The 25,464-nt window shown below is 61.3% G+C and carries 27 protein-coding genes; 6 read left to right on the top strand and 21 right to left on the bottom strand.

The features are described from left to right. Positions 1–90: 90 nt before the first annotated feature. The 4 genes from AC1DXO_RS10605 to AC1DXO_RS10590 form a co-directional block, all read right to left on the bottom strand. Positions 91–582 (bottom strand): nucleoside 2-deoxyribosyltransferase domain-containing protein, encoded by a 492-nt coding sequence (locus tag AC1DXO_RS10605; protein ID WP_476978107.1) that lies wholly within the window; start codon positions 580–582, stop codon positions 91–93. After that, on the bottom strand, positions 582–2,783 hold the full coding sequence (gene ptsP / locus AC1DXO_RS10600; protein WP_476978309.1) for a phosphoenolpyruvate--protein phosphotransferase: 2,202 nt from the start codon (positions 2,781–2,783) through the stop codon (positions 582–584). The genes AC1DXO_RS10605 and ptsP overlap by 1 nt, the downstream gene beginning before the upstream one ends. A gap of 280 nt (positions 2,784–3,063) precedes the next feature. Then, positions 3,064–4,761: a methyl-accepting chemotaxis protein gene (locus AC1DXO_RS10595; RefSeq protein WP_476978106.1), complete on the bottom strand. Its 1,698-nt coding sequence runs from the start codon at positions 4,759–4,761 to the stop codon at positions 3,064–3,066. 155 nt (positions 4,762–4,916) lie between these two features. Then, on the bottom strand, positions 4,917–6,188 hold the full coding sequence (locus AC1DXO_RS10590; protein WP_476978105.1) for an aspartate kinase: 1,272 nt from the start codon (positions 6,186–6,188) through the stop codon (positions 4,917–4,919). A 101-nt stretch (positions 6,189–6,289) separates the two neighbouring features. Between AC1DXO_RS10590 and ubiG the strand changes: the two genes are divergently transcribed. Further along, the gene (gene ubiG / locus AC1DXO_RS10585) at positions 6,290–7,087 is read left to right on the top strand and encodes a bifunctional 2-polyprenyl-6-hydroxyphenol methylase/3-demethylubiquinol 3-O-methyltransferase UbiG (protein ID WP_476978104.1); all 798 of its coding nucleotides are present in this window, start codon (positions 6,290–6,292) and stop codon (positions 7,085–7,087) included. A gap of 287 nt (positions 7,088–7,374) precedes the next feature. Here ubiG and AC1DXO_RS10580 read toward each other — a convergent pair whose 3' ends face one another. Beyond that, positions 7,375–7,629 carry a type II toxin-antitoxin system ParD family antitoxin gene (locus tag AC1DXO_RS10580; RefSeq protein ID WP_476978103.1) on the bottom strand — a complete coding sequence of 85 codons (255 nt, stop codon included), beginning with the start codon at positions 7,627–7,629 and terminating at the stop codon, positions 7,375–7,377. A gap of 108 nt (positions 7,630–7,737) precedes the next feature. Between AC1DXO_RS10580 and AC1DXO_RS10575 the strand changes: the two genes are divergently transcribed. The 3 genes from AC1DXO_RS10575 to AC1DXO_RS10565 all read left to right on the top strand — a co-directional run bounded on the left by AC1DXO_RS10575 (position 7,738) and on the right by AC1DXO_RS10565 (position 10,907). Continuing rightward, a complete protein-coding gene (locus AC1DXO_RS10575) occupies positions 7,738–8,577 on the top strand; it encodes a hypothetical protein (RefSeq protein WP_476978102.1) in 840 nt (279 codons plus the stop codon). Positions 8,578–8,583: 6 nt separating this feature from the next. Further along, a complete protein-coding gene (gene prmC / locus AC1DXO_RS10570; RefSeq protein ID WP_476978101.1) occupies positions 8,584–9,438 on the top strand; it encodes a peptide chain release factor N(5)-glutamine methyltransferase in 855 nt (284 codons plus the stop codon). 299 nt (positions 9,439–9,737) lie between these two features. Next, the gene (locus AC1DXO_RS10565) at positions 9,738–10,907 is read left to right on the top strand and encodes a DUF4167 domain-containing protein (protein ID WP_476978100.1); all 1,170 of its coding nucleotides are present in this window, start codon (positions 9,738–9,740) and stop codon (positions 10,905–10,907) included. Positions 10,908–11,251: 344 nt separating this feature from the next. Here the strand turns inward: AC1DXO_RS10565 and AC1DXO_RS10560 are convergent, their stop codons facing one another. The 8 genes from AC1DXO_RS10560 to AC1DXO_RS10525 all read right to left on the bottom strand — a co-directional run bounded on the left by AC1DXO_RS10560 (position 11,252) and on the right by AC1DXO_RS10525 (position 15,550). Continuing rightward, a complete protein-coding gene (locus AC1DXO_RS10560; protein ID WP_476978099.1) occupies positions 11,252–11,665 on the bottom strand; it encodes an SRPBCC family protein in 414 nt (137 codons plus the stop codon). Next, on the bottom strand, positions 11,662–12,057 hold the full coding sequence (locus AC1DXO_RS10555) for a hypothetical protein (RefSeq protein ID WP_476978098.1): 396 nt from the start codon (positions 12,055–12,057) through the stop codon (positions 11,662–11,664). Before AC1DXO_RS10555 ends, AC1DXO_RS10560 begins: the two co-directional genes overlap by 4 nt. A 9-nt stretch (positions 12,058–12,066) precedes the next feature. Further along, a complete protein-coding gene (locus AC1DXO_RS10550; RefSeq protein WP_476978097.1) occupies positions 12,067–12,390 on the bottom strand; it encodes an ArsR/SmtB family transcription factor in 324 nt (107 codons plus the stop codon). A gap of 228 nt (positions 12,391–12,618) precedes the next feature. Beyond that, positions 12,619–13,098, bottom strand: coding sequence for a DUF1178 family protein (locus AC1DXO_RS10545; RefSeq protein WP_476978096.1), 480 nt, complete (start codon positions 13,096–13,098; stop codon positions 12,619–12,621). Between the two features lie 7 nt (positions 13,099–13,105). Beyond that, positions 13,106–13,936, bottom strand: coding sequence for a carbon-nitrogen hydrolase family protein (locus AC1DXO_RS10540; RefSeq protein WP_476978095.1), 831 nt, complete (start codon positions 13,934–13,936; stop codon positions 13,106–13,108). Continuing rightward, positions 13,937–14,191: a glutaredoxin 3 gene (grxC, locus tag AC1DXO_RS10535; protein WP_476978094.1), complete on the bottom strand. Its 255-nt coding sequence runs from the start codon at positions 14,189–14,191 to the stop codon at positions 13,937–13,939. It abuts the gene before it with no gap. A gap of 76 nt (positions 14,192–14,267) precedes the next feature. Next, positions 14,268–14,738 carry a hypothetical protein gene (locus AC1DXO_RS10530; protein WP_476978093.1) on the bottom strand — a complete coding sequence of 157 codons (471 nt, stop codon included), beginning with the start codon at positions 14,736–14,738 and terminating at the stop codon, positions 14,268–14,270. Then, entirely contained in the window at positions 14,735–15,550 is an 816-nt protein-coding gene (locus AC1DXO_RS10525; protein ID WP_476978092.1) for a ComF family protein, read from the bottom strand. Before AC1DXO_RS10525 ends, AC1DXO_RS10530 begins: the two co-directional genes overlap by 4 nt. An 11-nt stretch (positions 15,551–15,561) precedes the next feature. Here AC1DXO_RS10525 and AC1DXO_RS10520 point away from each other — a divergent pair, with 11 nt between their 5' ends. Then, a complete protein-coding gene (locus AC1DXO_RS10520) occupies positions 15,562–16,461 on the top strand; it encodes a methyltransferase domain-containing protein (RefSeq protein ID WP_476978091.1) in 900 nt (299 codons plus the stop codon). Here the strand turns inward: AC1DXO_RS10520 and AC1DXO_RS10515 are convergent. The 7 genes from AC1DXO_RS10515 to AC1DXO_RS10485 all read right to left on the bottom strand — a co-directional run bounded on the left by AC1DXO_RS10515 (position 16,458) and on the right by AC1DXO_RS10485 (position 21,776). Further along, the gene (locus AC1DXO_RS10515; protein WP_476978090.1) at positions 16,458–16,796 is read right to left on the bottom strand and encodes a hypothetical protein; all 339 of its coding nucleotides are present in this window, start codon (positions 16,794–16,796) and stop codon (positions 16,458–16,460) included. The two genes, AC1DXO_RS10520 and AC1DXO_RS10515, sit on opposite strands and share 4 nt — an antisense overlap. Before the next feature lie 98 nt (positions 16,797–16,894). Beyond that, positions 16,895–17,350, bottom strand: a complete 456-nt coding sequence (locus AC1DXO_RS10510) for a hypothetical protein (protein ID WP_476978089.1) — start codon at positions 17,348–17,350, stop codon at positions 16,895–16,897. After that, positions 17,350–17,748, bottom strand: a complete 399-nt coding sequence (locus AC1DXO_RS10505; protein ID WP_476978088.1) for a DUF6855 family protein — start codon at positions 17,746–17,748, stop codon at positions 17,350–17,352. Before AC1DXO_RS10505 ends, AC1DXO_RS10510 begins: the two co-directional genes overlap by 1 nt. A gap of 25 nt (positions 17,749–17,773) precedes the next feature. After that, entirely contained in the window at positions 17,774–18,172 is a 399-nt protein-coding gene (gene mutT / locus AC1DXO_RS10500; protein ID WP_476978087.1) for an 8-oxo-dGTP diphosphatase MutT, read from the bottom strand. Positions 18,173–18,423: 251 nt separating this feature from the next. Continuing rightward, the gene (gene argJ, locus AC1DXO_RS10495) at positions 18,424–19,851 is read right to left on the bottom strand and encodes a bifunctional glutamate N-acetyltransferase/amino-acid acetyltransferase ArgJ (RefSeq protein WP_476978086.1); all 1,428 of its coding nucleotides are present in this window, start codon (positions 19,849–19,851) and stop codon (positions 18,424–18,426) included. Between the two features lie 474 nt (positions 19,852–20,325). Beyond that, positions 20,326–20,631, bottom strand: a complete 306-nt coding sequence (locus AC1DXO_RS10490; protein WP_476978085.1) for a hypothetical protein — start codon at positions 20,629–20,631, stop codon at positions 20,326–20,328. A gap of 23 nt (positions 20,632–20,654) precedes the next feature. After that, positions 20,655–21,776, bottom strand: coding sequence for a peptidylprolyl isomerase (locus AC1DXO_RS10485; protein ID WP_476978084.1), 1,122 nt, complete (start codon positions 21,774–21,776; stop codon positions 20,655–20,657). Between the two features lie 245 nt (positions 21,777–22,021). Here AC1DXO_RS10485 and secA point away from each other — a divergent pair, with 245 nt between their 5' ends. After that, the gene (secA, locus tag AC1DXO_RS10480; protein ID WP_476978083.1) at positions 22,022–24,904 is read left to right on the top strand and encodes a preprotein translocase subunit SecA; all 2,883 of its coding nucleotides are present in this window, start codon (positions 22,022–22,024) and stop codon (positions 24,902–24,904) included. On the opposite strand, the gene AC1DXO_RS10475 is transcribed toward secA, so the two are convergent. Further along, positions 24,901–25,275: a cupin domain-containing protein gene (locus AC1DXO_RS10475; protein WP_476978082.1), complete on the bottom strand. Its 375-nt coding sequence runs from the start codon at positions 25,273–25,275 to the stop codon at positions 24,901–24,903. The genes secA and AC1DXO_RS10475 overlap by 4 nt on opposite strands. Between the last annotated feature and the right edge of the window lie 189 nt (positions 25,276–25,464).

Raw genomic sequence — 25,464 nt, 5'->3', positions numbered from 1 at the left:
GCTGGAAGTCTTATACGATTTGCAGCGTCGTTTGGTGACACATATTTTTCGGAAATTCATCGATTTTTTGACCAGGCCGGTCGTGTCGCTTTAACGAAACCTGGTGGCAAAATGGTCGATGCTGTCCTGCAAGCTTTCCAGCAGGACAATGCCGTAGCGGTTACAGACGATTTCGACATTGCCGCGACGGTAAAAACCGGGCGGACAGGCCACAACGGTCGCCTCAGGCTTGCTTTGCGACACGATCCCCAATTCCATGAGTGTGATGGGACTTTTCGACGCCTCGGCGAAATAGAGGAAGACGATATCGGCCTCCTCGATCGCCTGCAGTTCCCAATTGACCTGGATGTTGAAGTCCGGGCTGGAGATGGATTGCGTCCAGGAACTGTTCCACTCGCCGCGCCTGGGGTTGTAGGCCAGGGAAAAGTGCGATCCGACAGCCGCGATAAAGCTGTCCTGCCAGTCTTCCGATTGCCCCATATCGATCGTGCCGCCGGTAAACAGCGATAGGCCGGTATCGCCGGCTGGCTTGAAGTAGTTCAGGGGCGGCTTTACAACCTTACAGGCGGACCTTGCCGACATCAGATGTCCACGTTCAGCTTGCGCGCCAGGGACAGGATCTCGTTGCGCAGCGAGCCGTTGGAGCTGGCCATCAGCTTGTTGATCGCCTTGGCTGCCGCATCACGGTCGCACGACAGGATCATGCGCTTGACCTGGCCCAGGCCGGCGGGTGGCATCGACAGGCGGTTGAAGCCCAGGGCGATCAGCACGAAGGCTTCGAGCGGCCGGCCGGCGATTTCACCGCAGACCGAGACCGGTGTGCCGGATTCCTCGGCCGCCCGCTGGATGCTGGCCAGGGCGCGCAGCATGGGCGGCGACAGGGGATCGTAACGATCGCTCATCTTCGGATTGGTGCGGTCGGCGGCGAACAGATATTGCGTCAGGTCATTGGTGCCGACCGAGGCGAAGTCGACCAGGGGCAACAGCGCGTCGAGGTGCCACAATAAGGACGGGCATTCGATCATGGCGCCGACGCGCAACAGGCTGGGCAAAGGCCGGCCGCGGCGCTTGGCCCAGTTGCATTCGACATCGACCATTTCGCGCGCCTGGCGGAATTCGTCGATCGAGGCGACCATGGGGAACATGATGCGCAGTTCGCGGCCGCGCGCCGCCGTGATCAGGGCGCGTAGCTGCATGCGCAGCAGGGCCGGACGATCGAGCCCCATGCGGATGGCGCGCCAGCCCAGGGCCGGGTTCTCCTCGCGCTCCATCTCCATATAGGGCAGGATCTTGTCGCCGCCCAGGTCAAGCGTGCGGAAGGTCACCGGGCGGTCGCCGGCGCCGTCCATGATGCGTTCGTACAGTTCGGTCTGGCGTTTGAGGCGCGGCAGGTCTTCGGAGACCATGAACTGGAATTCGGTGCGGAACAGGCCGATGCCCTCGGCGCCGGTCTCATTCATGATCTCGATATCGAATTCCAGCCCGGCATTCATCAGCAGGGTGATGCGATGGCCGTCCTTGGTGACGGCGGCCGTGTCCTTGATCTTGAAAAATTCAGCGCGACGCTGGGCCCGGACATCCATGCGCGCATTGGCCGCTTCGATAATGTCGGGACGCGGGCGCAGATAGGCTTCGCCTGTTTCACCGTCGACAATAACGACGTCGCCCTGCGATACGCGGTCGCGCAGGGACTGCAGCCGGCCGACGCAGGGAATCTGCAGCGCTCGGGCGACGATGGCGGCGTGGTTGGAGGCCGAGCCTTCTTCCAGCAATATGCCCTTCAGGCGCGTGCGATCGTATTCGAGCAGGTCGGCAGGCCCCAGGTCGCGGGCGACCAGGATCGAGTTTTCCGGAATGATGCGGACCGTGGTGTTTTTGCCGGCCAGGACGCGCAGCAGGCGGTTGGCCAGGTCTTCGAGGTCGTGCAGGCGTTCGCGCATATAGGTGTCGCGAGCGCTGTTCAAACGGGCGCGCTGTTCGTTACGCACGCGTTCGACGGCGGCTTCGGCGGTCAGGCCCGATTTCACCGCCTCAGTCAGGTTGCGCACCCAACTGCGGTCGTGGGCGAACATGCGATAGGTCTCGAGCACGTCGTAGGTTGGGCCGGCCAGGCCGTGTTGGCCGTCGAACATCTCGTCGATCTGGGCGCGCAGGGCTTCGATGGCGGCCAGCAGGCGCACTTCTTCGGCAGCCGAATCGTCACTGAGCAGGTGTTCCGGCGTCACCGGGGTTTCGTGCAGTATGACGACGCCGAGCGACAGGCCGTCGGCGAAGACGCTGCCCTTCAGACGTTCCGGGCGCGACGGCGCCAGTTCGATGTCCTTGAGTTCCTCGATCCCGACCAGGTCGCCGGCGGTCACGATCTCGGACAACACCATGGCGATGATCTGGAGGTCCTCGACCTCCTCTTCCTCGTACTTGCGCGCCGCCATGTTCTGGACGACCAGCACGCCGATGGTGCGGCCACCGCGCAGCAGGGGCACGCCGAGGAAGGCATTGTAGGGGTCTTCGCCGGTTTCCGGCCGGTAGGAGAAGCTGGGATGGGCGGGCGCGTCCATCAGGTTGAGGGGGGCACCGGCGCGGGCGACTTCACCGACCAGGCCCTCCGACAGGCGCATGCGCGTCTTGTGGACGGCCTCGGCCTTCAGGCCCTGCGTGGCGAACAGTTCCAGTTCTTCCGAAGTACGGCGCAGATAGATCGAGCAGACTTCAGCGATCATCGAATTGGCGATGATACGGACGACGGTGTCGAGCCGCGCCTGGGCCGACTGGCCCTCTTCCATGGTTTCGCGAATCTGGCGCAGCAGGCCGCGCTGGCCGCGTATGGCCAGTTTCGATGGTCCAACCGCTGCAGGTCCAGTCTTCACCCTGGTTTTCTTCCCCAAAATTTCTGCCGCAAATCTCGCGCGCTTTCGCCCGGTTGTCTAGCCGCCGGGCCCCGGCAAACGCAAGTCACGGAGCCGTGTATAATCACATTGGTTTAACAGTCTGATACAATTGGATCGCCCTACCCTTCCGGGATGTGTACCGCCGTCGAAGGAAGCCTGCAAACCGATCAGACAGTTACGCCGCCCGGAGTTGCCGGACGAACTGCTGGACCTGCTTCTGCAGATCGCCGGCCTGATCGGACAGGCTCCCCGACAAGGACATGAGTTGAGCCGACGCCGCACCCGTGGCTTCCGCGGCACGTCCGACACCGAAAATGGTCTCGGTAACCGCCTGCGTGCCGTCGGACGCCTTTTGCGTATTGCCGGCAATTTCATTGGTCGCCGCCCCCTGCTGTTCGACCGCCAGGGCAATATTGGCCGATATGCCGCGCATGTCGGTGATGGTGCCGACGATTTTTTCGATCGAACCGACTGTGCGCTTGGTGGCATTCTGAATATCGGCGATCTTGTCGCCAATCTCCTTGGTCGCATTCGCTGTTTGCGTGGCCAGGGCTTTTACCTCGGAGGCAACAACGGCAAAACCCTTGCCGGCCTCGCCGGCGCGGGCGGCCTCGATCGTTGCGTTCAGCGCAAGCAGGTTGGTCTGCGAGGCAATATCATTGATCAGATTAACGACGACGCCGATGCTCTGCGCTGCCACGGACAAGGCACGGATTTCACCCTCCGTATGGGCCGCCTCCGTGGCCGCTTCGCCGGCTATGACAGAAGCCCTTGTCACCTGCCCGTTGATTTCGCGCACCGAAACCGACATTTCTTCGGTTGCGGCAGCGACGGTCTGGACATTGGTGGCGGCCTCCTCAGCAGCCGAAGATACGACATTGGCCTGGCGCGAGGTTTCCTCGGCCGTAGCCGACAGGCTTTGCGCGGCACCGGAAACTTCGTCTGAAGACTTGGCCATGGCAGTGGCCAGAGCGCCCATTTTCGACTGAAAATCGTCGGCAATGGCGTGGCGTTCATTGCGCATGCGCTCCAGGTTCTGCGATTCCGTCACGCTTGCCTGTGTACGCAGTTTTTCTGTGTCGGTGAGGCCCTGGCGGAAACTCTCCGTCGTCCGCGCCATCGCACCCAGTTCGTCATGGCGGACCTGGCCGGGCACAGTGACATCAAGCTGTCCCTTGCTCATGCGATCCATGGTCTCGTTCAAAGCCTTGATCGGGGCCACGATACCCGAACGTGTCAGCCAGAATGCGCCTGCCATAACCAGGAATAAGCCGCTCAGAACCGACACGTAGGTCATGACAATGGTGTCGCGGCTGGTCTTGCTGGCCTGGGCGTCTTTTTCACGGAGGTGGGTAACCATCCCGTCGACCAGGGCTGTAATCTGGCCGGCCACGGCCAGAAGGGCGGGATCGCATGAGACGCTCATGCTCGCCACGGCCCTTGCAATCTCAACCGGGTCGGTGGAATTGGCTGCCTTCAGGGTTTCGGCGCAAGGCTGGCTGATCGCCGATTGCATGGCCTGGCGCAGGTCGCCGATCTCGGCTGCCTTTTCCGGCAAGGCTTTTTCAGCCGCCACGATAAAGCCTTCGAATTTGGCAGAGGCTTCATCAAGCTCGCCTTGCGCGCTGGCGATTTCGCCAGGCGTCGGGGCTGTAGTTTTCCGATATATGCTCGCACGGATGGTCATGGCATAGCGGTTAGCGCGCGCCAGGTTCAGGGCAGCCTCCTCCGGCCCGGCGACGATGTCGGCATAGGTGCCGGCGATAACCTGCATGCGGGAGGTCGCGTAAACGGCCGCGCCCACGCTGACCAAGCCCAGCGCCGCCATCAGCAGCATGATCTTGCCCAGCATGGGAATATGATTGAATGACATTACGCTACCTCTTACACGGCTCTGTTGCGTGAGCCGAACCGACGGTTGCGCCCGGATACTTAATCAGACCTTAAATCCATAATAAATATATGGTTTTATGGCTGTTCGTCGGATTCCGGCTGTGCCATTCAGACGCAGGTATTCCGGAACAGAAACTACGCGCCGAGCTTGTCCAAGCCGTAGGCCGCATGCAGCGCGCGAACGGCCAGTTCGGTATAGGCTTCGTCGATCAGCACGCTGACCTTGATTTCCGAGGTCGAGATGACCTGGATATTGATGCCTTTTTCCGACAGGGCGCGGAACATGGTCTCGGCCACGCCGGTGTGCGAGCGCATACCGACGCCGACGATCGAGATTTTCGACACGTTTTCGTCGACGCGCAGTTCGGTAAAGCCGATCTCGGCCTGGACCTCGCGCATCAGTTCCATGGCCTTGGCGGCGTCGCGGCGGCCGACCGTGAACAACTGGTTGGCGACCTCGCCCGTGCGGGCGTCGGACTGGACGATCATGTCGACATTGATATTGGCCGACGACAGCTTGCCGAAGACAGCGGCGGAGACACCGATCTTGTTGGGCAGGCCCAGCAGGGTGATCTTGGCCTCATCACGGCTGTAGGCCACGCCGGAAACGATATGCTTTTCCACGATTTCTTCCTCGTCGCACACGATGGTGCCCTGATGCAGATTTTCGCCGGGTTCGACGAAGGATGACAGCACGCGCACCGGCATGCGATAGGCCATGGCCAGCTCGACCGAGCGCGTTTGCAGGACCTTGGCGCCCAGCGACGCCATTTCCAGCATTTCCTCGAACGAGATCTTGGGCAGGCGGCGCGCCTTGCTTTCGATGCGCGGGTCGGTCGTATAGACGCCGTCGACGTCGGTATAGATGTCGCAGCGAATAGCCGAAGCGGCGATCGCCACGGCCACGGCCGAGGTATCCGAGCCACCGCGGCCCAGGGTGGTGATACGGCCGTCATCGGTCACGCCCTGGAAGCCCGGGACGATGACGATCTCGCCGCCGTCCATGGCGCGGATCAGGTTTTCCGGCGGGATGTCGGCGATGCGTGCCTTGCCGTGAATCTCGGTCGTCTTGATCGGCACCTGCCAACCCATCATCGAGCGGGCGCGGTAGCCCATATTGCGCAGGGTCATGGCCAGGAGGCCGGCGGTCACCTGTTCGCCCGACGCCACGACCACATCGTATTCATCGTCGCTGTTGGCGTCATCATTCCCTGCTGCAGCACCCGTCGGGCGGCCGCAACCGTCGGTCCAGGCGACCAATTCGTTGGTCTTGCCAGCCATGGCGGACACGACGACGGCGACCTTATGGCCGGCATCGGCTTCGGCGGCGACCAGCCGCGCTGCACGGCGGATGCGTTCGAGATCGGCCATCGAGGTGCCGCCAAACTTCATCACCAAACGCGTCATTTCGCCACTTTCCTTCTTGTTCGCGCGGGCCTATCTAAAGGGTCAAGCCTCTGATCGCAAGGCATTATACGCGGGCGACGGGTGAGAAATAGGCGTCGAAAATGGCTGAATCGCTAAACAGTTCCTCCCTTAATGACAGTGGTAGCGCCGAAGGGTTCAGTATCGACCGGGGTGAGGTCGCGCGTTTCTCGGCCCTGGCCGCCAAGTGGTGGGACGTCAAGGGCGAGTTCGCGCCCTTGCACAAATTCAACCCGACGCGCGTCGGCTTTATCCGCGATACGTGCCTCGACCATTTCGGACGCGATCCCAAGGCGCGTTCGGCCTTTGTGGCCTTGCGCCTGCTCGATGTCGGATGTGGCGGCGGGCTGCTCAGCGAACCCATGTGCCGCATGGGATTCAACGTTACAGGCCTGGACGCGTCGGAGAAGAATATCGGCACGGCGACGGCCCATGCCGATATGGGCGGGCTGGATATCCGTTATCTTAACCAGACGGTCGAGCAGTTGGCCGCCTCGGGCGAGGTACTGTACGACGTGGTGCTGACCATGGAGGTGATCGAGCACGTCACCGATCCGGAAGCCTTCCTCAAGACCTGCGCCGCCCTGGTCAAGCCGGGCGGGCTGTTGTTCGTCGCAACCCTGAACCGGACGCTGAAGGCGCATGCCCTGGCGATCGTCGGGGCGGAATATGTGCTGAACTGGGTACCGAAGGGGACGCACGACTGGAACAAGTTCCTGTCACCGACCGAGATTTGCACCTTTCTTGACGGCACGCCCCTCCTGACCGATCCCGCCGTGGGTGTCAGTTTCAATCCGTTGTCGCAAGCCTGGGCGCTGTCGGACGATACGGACGTCAACTATATGATCGTGGCGCGTTATCCGGAGTCTGTGTCGGACTAGGGAAGAGCTGACCAAGGCAAGAAAGCAAGAAACCCCACCACCACCCTGCGGCCGGCGCTTCACTTCGTTTCGCTTGACCTTGGGCGGTCCCCCTCCCCGTCAGCCTACGCCTGCGGCTTCGGATGCCGAGAATGCATAAGTTTGAAGGCGCGCAGCGCCGATTCTACACATCCCTGAATTTGCTTGCAAATTTGGGGAGGGGGACCGCACGAGCGCGAGTTGGCGATAGCCAACGAGACGTGAGATGTGTGCCTGCCGGCGAGGCTGGTGGGGTTTCTTGCTGATCTTTATTTCTTGAGCATGGCCGCATATTTCGCCTCGAGGCGGTCGAAGACTTCGTCCGCGGGTTTCACGCGGCCGGCCGCATCGTCCGCTAGGCCGCGTTCAATCGCGGCATCGAGAGCCGATAGACGTCTTTCACGTTCTTCCATCATGCGCAAAGCATCGCGCACGACTTCGCTGGCGTTATTATACCGGCCACTGGAAAGCTGGGACTTCACGAAGGCCTCATAGTGACCGCCGATGCTGAAGCTGGTAGGCATGAAGCGCTCCTTATCATTAGAAAATAACATGCGCCATGGAATGGTCAATTATATCCTATTCAGGGCGACACAAAGGTTTTACATCCGTCGTGGATCGGAGAATATTCGATGACGCCCTTCCTCCTTGCCGCCATGCTGGTCGCCACAACCGCCGCGCCTGAGCCGCTGTTGCCGGGTATAGTCGACAGTCCGGTGTCGGAGGTGCGGCCAGCCTTCAGTCCCGACGGGCTCTGCATCCTGTGGGGAGCGATCGATACAGGCAGCGACTGGAAGATCCTGCAGACCTGCCGCGAGGGCGACGGATGGTCGAAGCCCGCCACCGTGTCGTTCGACAGCCCCTTCAAAGACTTCGATCCGGCGTTTTCGGCCGATGGCACAACGGTCTATTTCTTCTCGGACAGGCCGGGTGGACTGGGCGGTGACGATCTTTATGCCGTCGAGCGCCAGCCGGGGAGCGGGACCTTTGGCGGGGTACGCAATCTGGGACCGACGTTTAACTCCGCCGGAAATGAGTGGGCGCCGACCCCTGTACCCGATGGCAGGGTTATTTTCTCGTCCGACGGCTGGCCGGGTCTGGGTGGGCAGGACCTGTTCATTGGCGGCGACGGCGAAGAGCCGCGTAATTTCGGCGCACCCATAAATGGGCCGCTCGACGATTTTGATGCCGTCATATTGAACGATGACACTGTGATCCTGACCTCCGGTGATCTTAAAAGTGAAACAGGTATCAAGCTGTTCGTGTCCCACCGACAGGCCGATGGCAGCCATGCCGTGCCGGTCGAACTGACCGCCCCGTTCAATTGCTCGCCGGTCTTCAACAACGGCCCAAGCCTCGATCCGAACCGGCCGGGCGTGCTGTTTTACTCCGCCTATTGCCCGGAAATCGGTCCCGGACGCATGGATATCTTCTCTGCACCCTACCCAAAGGCCGCCGAAGCCTCTAAATAGGCGGGCATGACCACGACTCTTGTTAAAGCCTGGAACGGCGCCCAGAAGCGCCTGAAGGCCGCCGATATCGATTCGCCGGCAATCGACGCCCGCATGCTGCTCGAAGCGGCCACCGGCGCGACGCGCACCGATATCATCACCGATCCGTACCGCGAGCTGACGCAGGAGCAGCAGGTCCTGCTCGAGGACTACCTGACGCGACGCGAACGACGCCAGCCGGTCGCCCGTATCCTGGGTCGCAAGGGTTTCTGGAAACTGCTGCTCAATCTCAGCGACCACGTGCTGATCCCGCGGCCGGAAACCGAATGCATCGTCGACATGATCCTGAAACGCACCGAGCCGTCGCAGGCCTTCAGCCTGGCGGATCTTGGCGTCGGTTCCGGCGCCATCCTGCTGTCGGTGCTGTCCGAACGGCCGGCGGCGCGCGGCCTGGGCACCGACATCTCGGAAGAGGCTTTGGCGGTTGCCCGCGACAATGCTGCCAATCTCGGCCTGGCCGGTCGCGCCGCCTTCCTGCGCACATCGTGGGGCTCGGGCCTGGCCGACGCAAGCTTCGACATCGTGGCGTCCAACCCGCCCTATATCCGCAGCGATGTGATTCCCACGCTCGACCCCGAGGTGAAGAATCACGACCCGATCCTGGCGCTGGACGGCGGCCCGACGGGCCTGGCCGCCTATGAAGAGCTGGCGCCGGAAATATTCCGACTGTTGAAGCCCGGCGGCTGGGCTTGGCTGGAGATCGGCTTCGATCAGTCGCAAGATGTTGAAAAACTTATGAAAGATGCCGGATTTGAGGACGTTGTGACCTTTCTCGACCTGTCCAACCTGCCGCGCATCGTCACTGCCACAAAGCCTTCATAAAAAAACCACTTGGCAGAGGCTATAATCAGCGCTAACACATAGGCGTCTTCCTCCTACCGTGAATGCGCCTCGACAACTTTTTATAAGTTAAGTCCGGGTATTATCGCGTCAGGGACACGGCAAAGCGCTTCAGCAGGGGTAAAACGACCCCGGCGCCTGTCACGAAAGCCAAGACACAATTGCAAGCCTGATCACCGCTTACTTGAGTTTCCGCGCGGTTTCACGGGCTAGATTATTCAGCATCAGCCGCCGCCTGACCTCAGATGATCCGGGCGAGCGCAAGAGAGACGTAAGTACACATGAAAGATTTCAGGGGCATGAAGCGGCAACGTAACCGTAACCGCAAGCCGTCGGGTAATCAGAACAATCCCAACCGCGCCTACGAATCGAACGGTCCCGAGGGGACCAAGGTCCGTGGCAACGCCCAGACCATCTACGAAAAATACCAGCAGTTGGCGCGCGACTCCAACTCGTCCGGCGACCGCGTCCTGGCCGAAAACCACCTGCAGCACGCTGAACACTATTTCCGCATGATCCGGCAGATGCAGCCACAGCGGCCGGTATCGGAATTCGTGCAGCGCGATCCCTTCTCGTCCGGCTTCGACGATTATGACGACGAACTGGACGGCGACGGCAACGAGTCCGAAGGCGACGGCAATAACCCGTCGGGCGAGGATCAGGGCCAGGGCGACGAACAGCCGCGCTTCGACAATCGCGACCGGAATAACGGTGACCGTATGAACGGCGAGCGCGACAACCGCAACAACAACGGCGATCGCTACAACAATCGCGATCGCAACAACGGCGAGCGCAATAACGGCAATCGCAACGATCGGCCGAAAAATTTCGAACCGCGTAATAACGGTGAACCGCGCAATTACGAGCCGCGCAACAACGGCGAACCACGCAGCTTCGAGCCGCGCGGCGACAGACAGAACGCGGATCGGCAAAATCCGGACCGGCAAAACGCAGTGCCGAACGGCGCGCCCACCAGCGAGTTCGACGCCAATGGCGAGCGCCGCGAAACCCGCCGCGAGCGCTATGAGCGCCGTCGCCAGCAGCGTTTCTCCGAGCAGGAACAGAACCTCAATGGCGTCGTTCCGCTGGCTCAACCGCAACCGGCCGCCTTTATCGCGTCGACCGAGCCACTTGGCGTCTCCGCTGGCCGTCCGCCCTTACCGCTGACAGAGTCGGCGCCGACCACGTTCGATGTGCCGGTTGTTGAACAACCGCAGCCCCAGCCCGTCGTCCGCGAACGAGCACCGCGCCGTGAAAAGGCAGCCGCCCGTGCGCCAGCGGACGACGCCAGCCATCTGCCGGCCTTCCTGTCGCGCCCTACCCCTCTGCCGGCCGCCGCCGCGCCTCCTGAAGCGCCTGCTGCTGCAGCCCCCGCTTCCGATGAGGCGCCCGCCAAGCCCAAGCGCGGCCGCAAGCCCAAGGAAAACGTCAGCGCCGCTGAAGAAGCCTAATATTGAGAAGGCCCCGGTTCATATAAGCCGGGGCCTTTTTTGTTTGCGCAGAAGACACGGAAATTAGGTTGTGGTTTCTGCCGGCGGTGATGATTGGTGACGAAACTCATCTAGGCACTGACAGCGTAACAATTGCTCGGCCCTGATACCGGTACCCGGTTGATCTGGGTGTCCTGGCCCCACTTATCGGCTTGCGCTTTCAGCTACGAACGCATCCGCCGAAATTTATGAGCCAGTCCTCCCACCGTAGCCGATAGGCGTTACGGGGGAGGACTGGCTTTATTTGGCCTAACTCAGGATGTTCCGGCGAATATGACATATGTGGCGACGCCCGCGGCCCAGGCCTACTCGGCCAGTCCCTCCACAACGCGTTCCAGCGCGCCGAAATATTTCTGCCAGCCATAGGTGGCGCCGCGGTAGTTGAACTCTTGATCCGCCGTAAAACCCGACTGCTCCATGCGCAGACGCGTACCCGCCCCAACAGGTTCCAGCGTCCAGGTCACCACGGTGCGCAAGCCACCGGCGGCATCCCAGCGATAGGCCAGGCTCGACTCGGGTATGACCTCCAGCACCTCGGCCTCGACAATACCATCCCAGTGCGGCATGGGCTCGGCGCGGAACTGGAATTTATGGCCGGCGACCGGCTGAAAGTCATTCTTCATCAGCCAATCCTCGATCAGCGCCCCCTGGGTCAGTGCCCGCCAGACCTTGTGCGGCGGATGACGCAGCTCGCGTTCGACGATGACGGAACGCGTCATGCGCTGAGCGCTTCGGGATAACGCTTTTCGATTTCGTCGAAAAAGGCCGTGGCCAGGCGGCCGAAACCCGCCAGATCGAGACGGATGGGGTCGCCGATGGCGATCTTCAGCACGCTCGACTCGGGCTTATATTTGATCGTCTTGTCTTCGGTCATGACGCCGCCGTTTTCGAGCAGCGAATTGGCCAGCATGCGGACTTCATTGAGGGGGTTGCCGTCCTTGCCCTCGGCGCCGCGCAAGCGATGCATAAAGCTGTGGTCGAGCGCCAGAATCATATGGCACAGGAAGGGCTGCTCGAAGGGACCACTACCGTTGTAAGCGGCCAGCAGCTCGTCCATCCGGGCACGGCAGGCCGCGACAAAATCCTTTTTATAACTGTTAACGCCGAGCATCGGTCCTCCCTATTGGTCCATCCTGTCGAGCAGGTTTTCAAGCTTGTTGAGGCGTCCTTCCCAGAAGGCGCCATACTGCTTCATCCACCCGGTCAAGGGTGTCAGGCCGGCCGGCAAGGCCGTATAATGGGTCTGGCGGCCGTCACGCCGGTCGAGCACCAGGCCTGCCGTTTTCAGCATGGCCAGGTGCTTCGAGACGGCCGGCTGCGATACACCGGCATGACCGGTCAGGACGCGCACGGTCTGTTCTCCGCCCGTGACCAGGCGCTCGAAGATCGCTCTTCGGGTGGGGTCGGCCAGGGTCTGGAAGAGAAAATCCTGCGCGTTGTCCATGTAGCCATTCATAACTCATGAGCTATGAATGAGTCAAGAACGAATAGCTGACGAGTTATGGATTGGGCATGGGTGAAGAGTTTTGGAACCGCGAATGAACGCGAATAAACGCGAATTTTTTGGATGCCCTGAATGGTTCTTGCAGCTTTGAAATGACGCGAGCAAAGCTCGCATTTATTCGCGTTCATTCGCGTTCATTCGCGGTTCCAAACCCTATCTATTCGGACCTCAGTTCAGCTTGCGTTGATCCGCCGGGCTGATCGAACGCTTGGGTAGCGCCTTGATCTCGGCGCCATCGTCCGTCGGTGGGCTGAACACCGGAATGGCCGCCACGGGAACGCCGTCTTCGACCAACGACTTGACCTCGTCGGGCGTCGCCTCGCCATAGATCGGCCGGTCGGGCGCCAGGCCTTCGTGGATCTCCCGGGCCTCGACCGCAAAGCCCTTGCCGACATAGTCGTGCGTGGTTTCGACGTGACGACGCAGGCGGTATATGGCCTCGGCCACCGCTTTCTGGGTATCAGCCAGGGTGTCGGCGCCCTTGCTGGTGCGAACCTGCGGCGCCATGATCGCCTTCATCACCCGTGTGGAACCACACATCGGGCATTCGACCAGACCTTGACGGACCTGGTCGTCATAACCGTCCGACGAGGCAAACCAGGCCTCGAATTCGTGGTCGATGTCACATTTCAACGCGTACTTGATCATATGTTACCTATGGACCGGCAAATGCGCGGTCGTGCCGGAGTTGCGGCAGGGACTGTCGCGCCAGGGCAACCTCGGCCAAATCGAGTCTGTAGCACACAAATCCCGGCCGGTCGTGGTCCAGTATCGCCAGGACCTTGCCCCATGGCCCGACTACCAGGGAATGGCCGTAGGTTGAACGCCCGTCTTCGTGCGTCCCGCCCTGGGCCGGGGCCAGGACAAAGGCGCCGGTTTCGATGGCGCGGGCGCGCAGCATGACCTCCCAGTGCGCCTGGCCGGTCGGTACCGTAAAGGCGGCGGGCACAGCGATCATGTCGGCGCCGGCATTGGCCAGGGCACGATAGAGGTGAGCGAAGCGCACGTCGTAACAGATGCTCAGGCCGAGCCCGCCCCAAGGTGTCCGGGCCACCACCGCCTGGTCGCCCGGCCGCATGGTGGCGCTTTCGCGATAGGAACGGCCGTCGGGTGTGTCGGCATCGAACAGATGGATCTTGTCGTAGCGCGCTGTGATCTCGCCTGTATCGTCGATCAGCAAGGTGCGGTTGGCCGCCTTGTCGCTGTTCTCGGCGGTGATGATCACCGAGCCGATCAACAGGCTGACCTTCAGGTCGCGCGCCATTTGGCGAACACCGATGACAAAGGGGTCGTCGCCTTCGGAGCGCAGCTTGCCCGCCTTATAGTCGCGGCGCTGCTCGACCAGATTGGCGCATTCGGGCAGCAGGATAAGCTTGGCGCCGCTCTGTGCCGCCTGCGTGATATAGGGCGCAGCATGGTCGAGCGCCGCGACCTGATCGGCCGGGGTCGTCAGCTGCACCAGGGCTATGTCGAGAGGTTCGCTCACCTAAGCAGCCAGCAGCGGATCCAGTCCGCCGCGTGACTCCAGGGCGATCAAGTCGTCGCAGCCGCCGACATGCAGGTCATCGATAAAGATTTGGGGATAGGTATAGCGACCCGAGCGGCTGTTCATCTGCGAACGCAAGTTCGGATCACTCGACGCGACGATTTCGTTGAATTCGACACCCTTGCGCTCCAGTAGCGCCTTGGCGCGCTCGCAATAGGGACAATAGGGCTTGGTATAGATATCAATCTTGGCCATGGTGTACTCGTTGATGCCACGCTAACAAAACAGGGAAAGCCTGAACTGTCACCAATATAGTCACAATCCGCGAATTTTAAAGTTCAGGTGTCTCTTGAGAAACCGGCTGGAAATACGGGCTGCGGATATCGAAGATCAGGAATCTGGTCTTGCCGGCGATGCGGGCGCGATATTCGGACGGAATATCGTCGAAGGTCATATTGGCCGATACCTGCCCCGCTGGACCATCGGTAAAATAGGCGGCGGATAGAGCTGCAACGATCGCCTCGCCGCAATAGCGATACCCAATTTCGTTGAAAAAGTTTTCGATTGGCCGGTGTCCTGCTAGCCAATCTGTATCGGAAGTGATCACCACAAAATCATCGCCCCGGTAAACCTCAAAGGCGGAGTTGCTGCATTCGGCGACACCTGCGCAGAGAGTCGAGATGGCGCCTTGGATCGGCCTATTTCCAACATACATTCGCGGTCGCTGCCTAATAGCTTCCAAGCCAGTAAGGACTCTGATATTTTCAGCTGAATAGTCCGTCATGTCATCATAATCTGTCATAGCGTCTCCCGGATCGCCCGCGCCAATACTGCAACATCGACCTGCACCGCGCCGGCCTTCAACAGTTCTCGGGCGCAGGCTTTCAGGGTCGCCCCTGTGGTGAAAACGTCGTCGACCAGCACAATCCGCTTGCCCACGATCCGTTTTACCCCGCTGGGCGTTACGCGGAAAGCGTTTTTGACATTGTCCCAGCGCACCTGGGCCGAGGCGTGGCCCTGCTGTTTGGTCGGCTGAATACGGCGCAGATCGGCGGCCAGAAAGGACTTGCCGAAGCGTTTAGCCAGGGGCCGGGCCAGTTCCGCTGCCTGGTTGTAGCGCCGGCTCCATAGACGTTGCCAATGTAGCGGGACCGGAACGATCGCGTCGGCCTCTGTAAGAATATCAGCAGCGGCGCGTTCCAGCCAGCGCGTCAGCATGGGTGCGGCATCCAGCCGGTCGCCGTGCTTGAAGGCCAGGATCACACCTTTGGAGGCCTCGCCATAGACGCAGGCGGCACGGGTGCGCGAAAACGGAAAGGGTGCGTCGCTGCACGTCTGGCATAGGGCCCCGCGGCCGAAATGCAGACCGCTGTCGAACGGCCGGGCGCACATCTCGCAGCCGTCGCCTTCGAGAAAGCGGATCTTTGCCCACAGGCCGGCCTCCATGCCGATACTGCCGGTATCGTCGGCCTCACCGGCCAGGCCATGCGGCGGGAAGACCATGTCGGCCAGATGCGTTGCCACGGCCCGCAGATGGGCGATACTGACCCGATCGCCGACAAATTCCTTAACCTCGGACGCGATATGGCCTAAACGCGAGGACAATCTAGGCATATATGTCCCTCATGTCCGATCTTCCCCGCCTGTTCGACCGCCCGTTGCTCGCCACACGCAGGAATCGCGCCGCGCGCGGTTTTGCGCAAGCTCATTTTTTGCGCGACCGCGTTATTGAAGACACCCTGGCCACTCTGTCGGTGATCAACCGGCATTTCGACCTGGCGCTCGATATCGGCGCCGGTGACGGCAGGTTCGGTCGCGCCCTCGCGACGTCCCCGGCCGCCAGCAAGGTCGGGCTGCTGATCGAGAGCGAACTGTCCCAGGCCCTGTCAGCCCAGCAGTCGGGCGCGGCGCGGTTGATCATGGATGAGGAAGCCCTGCCCTTCGGCGATGACGCACTGAGCTTGGTGGTATCGAACCTGGCCCTGCACAGCGTCAACGATCTGCCCGGCGTCCTGGTGCAGATCCGCCGCGCCCTGACGCCGGACGGCCTGTTCATCGCCTCGCTGTTCGGCGGCGAGACCCTGAAGGAGCTTCGCGCCTGCCTGATGGAGGCGGAGATCGAGGTGCGCGGCGGCTATGGTCCGCGCATCGCGCCCTTCGCCGAAGGTCCCGACCTGATCGATCTGCTGAAGCGCACGGGGTTTGCCATGCCGGTAGTCGACAGCGACCGGGTGACGGTGTCCTATGAACATCCGCTGCGCCTGATGGCCGACCTGCGCGCCATGGCCGAGAGCAATATCCTGCACGACCGGCCGCGCACGGGGCTGAACCGCGCCATACTGACACGCACCAGCGAGCTCTATTTCGAGCGCTTCGCCGATGCGGAGGGGCGGATTGCGGCGACGTTCGAGATAATCACATTGTCAGGCTGGAAGGCTCACGAGTCGCAGCAAAAGCCGTTGCGCCCGGGTACGGCGAAGATGCGCCTGGCCGATGCCTTGGGGGTCAAGGAAGGCCGGCTTTAGTCGCTAGCGTGAGCGCAGCCGCCGCTTTCGCGATACTTGCCGTCCGCCCACATGCGTTGGTCGCCGTTCTTCGTCCGGCCGAGGTCTTCAGCCACGGCGCAACCGGTCGAAACGGCGACCGATTTCACCCCCAGCCACAGGCCGAACAGGCTCATATTGCGCGTGAAGACCAGGGCCGACACGGCAAGAAAGGCCAGAAAAATCAAGCCGGTCAGGCTGTTACGGCGCGGCGCCTTGGTGGCCTGGTCGCCCCTGTGATGGCCGAAGCGCCGGCGGGCGCGCAGCGACTGAATATCCGGATCGGGTCCGGCGCGGTATGAAGGACCGTGAAGCATAGCGGGCTCCCCTGAACCAGCCCATAATGCCATGGCGAGCCTAACAAAAAGTATGACGAAAGCGTTAAAATTAACCAACCTTAACAAGGTATTAGCGATTAACCACCGGAAACCCTAATGCGCCGCGCCTTGGCCAGGTCCTTCGGCCGGCCGAAGCGTTCGAAAATCTCCGCTTGCTCGTCGACCGAGGGCACATAGACGCGGCCAACCGGTGTATCGACTGCGACACGGGTGCGGATGACCAAGGGCTGCCAGACGTCGCCATGACGGACGTGAAGATCGCCCATCAACTCGATAGGTAACCCGCCCGGCACCTCGACACGGCAGAACGGCGTCGAGCGAAAGCGGTCGTTTTCTGTCCCCATGACTACCCCGCCGCCCAGATTGGCGACAAATCTGTCAATCGTTGATCGAGAAGCCAGTACATCGACATCTTGCGGGTCGAGATCGATGCCGGACAGCTTGGCGGCGACACTGCCGATCAACCACCAGTCGCGATCCTGCGGCGCCGCAGCAATAATCCGCGTTAACGAAACCGACAGCAGCTCCGGCATTATTTCGCCCGCATGCGGTTGTTCTTGGCGTCGTGGGTCAGTTCGGCGAGGCCCAGGACTTCGAGCAGGGGCGGCAGATAGACGCCGAAACGGCCGCGCAAGCCCTTCTTGAGGCCATACCAGCCGCCGAGCGGATTGTCGGGCGAGCGGCCCCACGCCTCGACCGTACCCGGCTTGACATCTTTTTGCTCGTCGGCGCCGCCCAGGTCTATCCAGTCACCGTGCGCCTTCAGCATGGCGTGGAGGTCGTCGATACAGCGCGCATCGTAGAACAGCGTGGTCGATCCGACGACGCAGACAATGACCTCCTTGCCGTCCTTGATGTCGCGATACATTTCATAGGCTGAGGTGCCGGGCGGTGTCGTCAGTCTCCAGGGATCGTCCTTGATACCGGCCATGTCGTCCTCCTTGTCATGAAGCTCTTCAGATAAAATCCTGCAACCATGCGACCAGCGGCAGATCTGCCGGCGGCATGGGATAGTCACGCATATCGTTGGGTCTTACCCACTTGATGGCTTGGTGTTCGGTGCTTTCCGGTTCGCCTTCCCAGCGCCGGATCAGGAACAGCGGCATCAGCAGATGGAAGTCGTCATAAGTGTGCGACGCAAAAACAAACGGTGCAAGACACGCTTGCTTGACCTCGATGTCCAGTTCTTCGCGCAGTTCGCGGATCAGGGCGACTTCGGGCGTCTCGCCGGGTTCGACCTTGCCACCGGGAAACTCCCACAGCCCGGCCAGTTGCTTGCCTTCCGGCCGCTGGGCGATCAGCACCCGGCCCTCACCATCAACCAGGGCAGCGGCAACGACAAGCAGGGTTTTCATACCGACCGCCCCTGAATGTGACACTTGGAGAAAGCCCCCCGCCCGGCGCTTCGCGCCACCCTCCCCGCACGCGGGGTGGGCAAAGGAAAGTCAAGTGGCAAGACCAACAGCATCATTTTACTCACTTCCTTGCTTTTGCACCGTCGCGAAAATCGTGAGATTTGAGTCGAGTGCTAGCCGGCAAGCGCCGCAGGTACACTTAGTACCTGCCAGCGCAGACTGCGACGCAATCGGCCAAAGACCGCGATTTCCTAAGAGCGGTAGTCGCCGTTGATGGATATATATCCGTGGGTGAGGTCGCAGGTATAGACATGGGCTGCGGCCTTGCCGACGCCGACATCGACGCTGACCTCAAGCTCGGCGTTCCTCATATAGGCGCTCATCGCCGCCTCGTCATAGCCGCGTGACACCGCGCCGTTTTCCGCCGCGATCAGATCGCCGAAGCGAACACCCAGGCGGTCGCGATCGACCGGCTCTTCCGTCTTGCCGACCGCCATGACGATCCGGCCCCAGTTGGCGTCCTCACCGGCAAACGCCGTCTTGACCAGCGGGCTTTCGGCGATCGACTTGGCGATTTTGCGGGCCGAGGCCGGGCTGGAGGCGCCGGTGACATTGACCTTGACGAACTTGGTCGCGCCCTCGCCATCGCGGATCAACTGCGTGGCCAGGCTGTGCATGACCCGCTCCAGCTTGTCCTTGAAATCGGCCAGGCGCTTGTCGCCGGCCCGCGAAATCTTTGCAGCGCCGGCCGCGCCCGTGGCGAACAGCAGGCAGGTGTCGTTGGTCGAGGTATCGCCATCAACCGTCACCGAATTGAAGGTCGTACGGGTGAACAGGGCCAGCAGGGCCTGCAGGACGCCGGGCGACAGCGTCGCATCGGTGGCGATAAAGGCCAGCATGGTCGCCATGTCCGGCGCGATCATCCCCGAGCCCTTGGCGATGCCGTTGATGCGCACGGTCACTCCATCGATCACCGCCGTGGCGTGGGCGCCCTTGGGGAAGGTGTCGGTCGTCATGATGGTCTGGGCGGCATCGTGCCAGGCATCGGCGCGCAGGTTCTTTTCCAGCTCGTACAGGCGTGCCGCGATCTTGGAATCGTCGAGCACGACACCGATCACCCCTGTGCTGGCCAACATGATGTCGCGCTGGCGGCAGTCGATGCGGCGCGACAGGGCAGACGCCGTCCGTCGCGCCGCATCGGCGCCCGCCTTGCCGGTAAAGGCATTGGCGCAGCCGGCATTGCACACCATGGCGCGGACATCGTTGCCACCGTTGGTATCGAGCTGTTTTTTGCACCAATCGACCGGTGCCGAGCCGATGGTGTGGCGCGTGAAGACGCCGGCACAGGTCGTGCCCTCGGCAAATTTCATCAGCAGCGTGTCCTTGCGGTCGTGCTTGTAGAAGCCGGCGCGGTCGGTCGACAGCTGGACCCCCGCGACCGGTGGCATGTCCGGCAGGGCCACGGCCAGGGGTGACACGGCCAGGCCCGGCTTGCCCGGCACCGCGGCGGTCGCAACCGGTTTTGGCGTCTCTTCACCGATATGGCCAAGCTGGGAGGCCAGCTCCGCGCCCTTTTGCACTGTGCGCCGGATCGCACTGGTAAAAGGATCGAGCGCGCGCTCAAGCCCCTGCGCCGCCAGATCGACTGGTGACTGCGAAGATGTGGGGGACTTGGACATGGCGCGCTCCCGGAAAAGCAAAAGGGATGCGTGCCCTTAACAGACAAGCATCGCTTCGCCAACGCTGATTTTATGCGCGTGCCACGCTATGGGACGCCCCCCTCTGCGATAAATGGGATCGGCGAAGAAAGATCAAAAATTAAGTAACTCCCAAGGGAGTAGTCCACCAGCGAACAAACCGCATATTCGTAGATATTCCCCTCTACCCACTTGAGGGGAGAGGGAAGCGCGAAGCGCAGGGTGAGGGGTTGAATTCCACTTTCAGAGCAGCTTCGCGGTCAGGACGACCCCTCAGGCTCGCCGCCCCGCGCCGACCTTTGGCCCACGGCACGGGCCGTCCCGCTTCTCCCCTCAGGCGGGGGAGAAGGAAATAATCCGCAATTTCAGTGCTTTTCAAGTTTCGGGGGCTCCACAGGCGGTGGAAACTCAACGCGTTAACCCGGCTTGGGCGTTACAAAATTAACGCCATTGGAATTAGCCGGGCGGTGGCACTGAATTGAATTCAAGATTTTTTACAGCCTCTAACCACTGTTTAATGAGCGCCGTCTCTTGCTCTTGATTGAGCATATTTGAGTCAACCTCAAAGAGCCTTTCGCCTTTGTTATCGCGTTGACGCCAAAGCGTCAGCCAGCCTTCTCGACTATCGCTGACCAGTTCATAGCGATTATTGCCACGTTTAAAATGTGCCCGCCAATTTCCAAAAAACTGCGGACGATCCACATAAGCGATTACTGTGAAGCCAGAATCTTTGATTGTTGAATAAAACGCGGTCCGATTCATAGATTGGATCTGCCAACGACCAATTAGCCGCCTGGCGCGGAGGCCGGCGCAAAGCCCTTGTGACCGCCGACGGCCTGGGTTTTGACGGGCGAGGTCGCGACCAGGCGCGATGCGCCCGGCTTCACCTGGCCCAGCGGAATCGACAGGGCGACAGACTTGCCCTTTTTCGGTGCCGGAGCGGTAACCGAAGCACTGGCCGAAGCCGATGAGACATCGTCCGATTGGCTGGCCGAGTCGTCCGACGCGCCTTGCGCTGCGGTGGCCGGTTCCTGGCCGCTGTGCTCGTTAAGCGTCGACTGGTCGATCAAACGCTCGACCTTGGCGCCTTCGCGCAGATTCTTCAGCAGGCCGGCGACCTGATTGTAGATCAGGTAACGCATGATGACCGGACGTTCTTCTTCCAGCGACGGCAATTGTTCGGGCCGACGGTCCTCGACGCGCAATATAGCCCAGCCGCCGTCGGCCTGGACGGGGCCGACCGTGTCGCCGACCTTGGCGGTGGTCAGGACGCCCTTATAGGCAACGGGCATGATGTCCGTGGTGAACCAGCCCATGTCGCCGCCATTAAAGCGTGTCGCCTGGTCGATCGAGCGTTCCATGGCCAGGGCTTCGAACAGCGATCCGCCCTGGACAGCCTTCAGCGCCGTATCGGCGTCTTCCTTGGTCTTCAGCAGGATGATGCGCGCCCGGATTTCCTCGGACTGCTTGCTGAGCTTGACCTGTTCGTCATACTGGTCCTTGACCGTCTTTTCGTCGATATCGCGGTCGATGGTGGTTTCGACCAGCATGTCGCCCAGGATACGGTCTTCCTGGGCCTGCAGCCGGCGCTGAGCGGCGATCGACTTGTCGATGCCCTTGGCGCGCGCTGCCTTGGCCAGCAGGCGCTGGTCGATGACCTCTTCGAGGGTGCGGGTAAACAGGTCGGATGTCATGTCGAGCGGCTCACCCGGGCCGATGGCGCCCTGGGCGATGGCTTCGTTGCGCACATCCGAGGTCCAGATGGTGTCTCCGTCGATCCGCGCCACGGCGACATCGCCGGGTTCCGGCGGGCGCTGGCTGGTCTGCGGCTTCTGACAGGCGCTGAGGCCCAGCACGCAGGCGGCAAGTAACGTCAAGGCAAGGCGAATACCACGGCGTTTATACATAAATCTGTCCCAAACTGGTCCCGTCAAAGGGCGGCTGCGTTGACATACACCATTCAGCCGCTTAAGTCAGTGCCCGTGCTTGAAAAGCGCAATTTCCGGCTTATTTGACCCTAAACGCGTTTCTATTACGTGAACACGGTCACATACAAGAAACCAGGCGCCCTACAACACAACCCATAACATCTAACAGGTTAGTTGGTGCTTTTACACCCGGCCTGGAACACAGACGTCTAGTTAGGTACTCTATGCTGGCCATCGCCAAAATGCTCTTCGGCTCTTCCAACGATCGCAAGGTACGCGGTTTCATGAGCCGCGCCCAGAAGATCACGCTTCTGGAACCCAAAATGAAAGCGATGAGCGACGAGGAGTTGCAGGGCCAGACGGCGATCTTCCGTGAACGCATCGCCAAGGGCGCCTCGCTCGACTCCCTGATGGACGAAGCCTTCGCGGTGGTCCGCGAAGCCGCCTGGCGCGCCATCGGTCAGCGCCATTACGACGTCCAGCTGGTCGGCGGCATGATCCTGCACAAGGGCGGCATCGCCGAAATGCGGACCGGCGAAGGCAAGACCCTGGTCGCCACGGCGCCGGTCTATCTCAATGCGCTGTCGGGCAAGGGTGTCCACCTGATTACCGTCAACGACTACCTGGCCAAGCGCGACGCCGAGTGGATGGGCCGCGTCTACCGCTTCCTCGGCCTGTCGACCGGCGTGATCGTCAGCGGCATGTCGCAGGGCCAGAAGAAGCAGGCCTATGCTTCGGACGTCACCTACGGCACCAATAACGAATTCGGCTTCGACTATCTGCGCGACAACCTGGCCTATTCGGTCCAGGACATGGTCCAGCGCGGACACAACTTCGCCATCGTCGACGAAGTCGACTCGATCCTGATCGACGAAGCGCGCACGCCGCTGATCATTTCCGGTCCGACCGAGGACCGTTCGGAACTGTACAAGGTCCTGAACACCACCATCCTGGAAATGATCGTCGAACCGGAAACCTTTGAACTGGACGAAAAGCAGCGCCAGGTGCTGCTGTCGGAACTGGGTTCGGAACGCCTGGAAGAAATGTTGATGGCGTCCGGCCATATCGCCGAGGATTCCGCCGGTCTTTATGATCCGGTCAATATCTCGCTCGTCCACCACGCCAACCAGGCCCTGCGCGCCAATACGCTGTACACGCTGAACAAGGACTATATCGTCAAGGACGGCGAGATCATCCTGATCGACGAATTCACCGGCCGCATGATGACCGGGCGCCGTCTGTCGGAAGGCCTGCACCAGGCGATCGAAGCCAAGGAAGGCGTCGAGATCCAGCCGGAAAACCAGACCCTGGCGTCGGTGACCATCCAGAATTATTTCCGCATGTACGGCAAGCTGTCGGGCATGACCGGCACGGCCGCAACGGAAGCCCAGGAATTCGGCGACATCTACAAGATGGACGTCCTGGAGTGCCCGACCAACCGCCCGATCATGCGTATCGACGACGACGACGAGGTCTACCGCACCGAACAGGAAAAGTTCACCGCCATCGCCGGCCAGGTCGCCTATTGCTACGTCAAGGGCCAGCCAATCCTGGTCGGTACGGCCTCGATCGAAAAGTCGGAAGACCTGTCGAAATTCCTCGACGCCTACAGCTACAAGGTCGAGCAGTCGCGCACGCTCAAGCCGCAGTTCGCCAAGGCCGAGAAGAAGGACATCCTCAAGGCGGGCGAAGCCGCCTATGACATCGTCTACAAGTCGGGCAAGGGCATTCCGCACAACGTCCTCAATGCGCGTTTCCACGAGCAGGAAGCCGAGATCGTCGCCGATGCCGGTATTCCGGGCGCCGTGACCATCGCCACCAACATGGCCGGCCGCGGTACCGATATCCAGCTGGGCGGTAATATTGACATGCGTGTTCAGAAGTGGCTGTCCGAACAGGACGCCGCTGGCAACGAGGTTCACCAGGACCAGCTGCTGGCCAAGCGCGCCGAAATCGAATCCCAGGTCGGCGACCTGAAGCAGATGGCGCTGCAGGCCGGCGGCCTGTTCGTGCTCGGCACCGAACGCCATGAAAGCCGCCGTATCGACAACCAGCTGCGCGGCCGTACCGGCCGTCAGGGTGACCCCGGCCGCTCGAAATTCTTCCTGTCGTGCGAAGACGACCTGATGCGTATCTTCGCCGGCGACCGTCTCAACGCCATGATGAAGACCCTCGGCGTCGAAGAGGGCGAGGCGATCACGCACAAGCTGCTCAACGGCGCCATCGCCACGGCGCAAAAGCGCGTCGAACAGCGCAACTACGAAATCCGCAAGAACCTGCTGAAATACGACGACGTGGTCAACGACCAGCGCAAGGCCGTGTTCGAGCAGCGCCAGGACTTCATGGATTCGACCGATCTCAGCGAACTGATCCACGAATTCCGCGCCGACACGATCCACGATATCGTCGAACGCCACCTGCCGCCCAAGGCCTATGCCGAACAGTGGGATATTGCCGGCCTGAAGGAACAGGTTCTGGCCCTGACCGGCCTCGACCTGCCGCTTGAAGTGTGGGCGGCCGAGGAAGGCATCGCCAACGAGGAATTCGAGGAACGCCTGCAGACCTTTGCGTCGCAAAAGATGGAAGAGCGCCTGCAACTGCTGGGCTCCGACCAGATGAAGTCGCTCGAAAAGCAGTTCCTGCTGCAGATGATCGACATGCACTGGCGCGAGCACCTGATGCACCTCGACCACCTCCGTGCGGTGATCGGCCTGCGCGGCTATGGCCAGCGCGATCCGCTCAACGAATACAAGACCGAAGCCTTCACCATGTTCGAAGCGCTATTGGTCAATCTGCGCCACTCGGTCACGCGCTGGCTGATGACCATGGAAATCCGCTTCCAGCCGCCCGAACCGGACCAGGCGCCCCCGCCGCCGCAAATCCCGCTTCAGGCGCCGGCGCGCCGCCAGTTCCAGGAAGTGCATCTTGATCCGATCACCGGGACCAATGAGCGTGCGGCCAAGCTGAGCGACGACCTGACCCCGGAACAACGCGAAGCCCTGCCCGTCACCGCCCTGCCCGGCGGCTGGGAAAACACGTCGCGCAACGGCGTGTGCCCATGCGGCTCAGGCAAGAAGTTCAAGCACTGCCACGGGGCACTAATCTAGGCGCCAAGCGGGCGAAGCTGCTCTTCCAGTGTGCGCGTCCGTTCCGTGACGGTGTCGCCGGTGTGCAGCGTCGCCTTCTTCTCGATCAGCATGACGTGGCACTCGGTCTCGGCGACCGGATTATGGCGCACGCCCTTGGGGACAACGTAGATGTCGCCCTCGTCGAGCTCGACGGCGCCGTCTTCCATCTCGATGCGCAGGTGGCCCTTGAGAATGAGGAACAGCTCGTCCTCGTCCGGATGGGCATGCCAGCCAAACACGCCCTCGATCTTGGCGACCTTGAGATAGTTGTCGTCCAGTTCACCGATGACACGCGGCGACCAGTATTCGGTCAGGCTTTCAGCAAGGAGTCGGGGCGATATGACGGGCATGGGAATCTCGCATGAGCATGGGCCCAAAAACTAAGCGTCCGTGGTATGGCTTGCAAGGTTGAAGCGGGCTAATAATCCCCTTCTGCGCTAAAAACCGGCGAATTCGCCACACCGTTTGGCGCAATCCACCACCATAGCCGATTCAAGCCTTGCCACCACCCTTCCCCTGATTTATCGTTCGTTTACTTT

This window comes from Asticcacaulis sp. P2_C5 (genome assembly GCF_056404555.1).
Note: the sequence above shows the minus strand (reverse complement) of the source record. Positions and strands in the feature narration are given on the sequence as shown.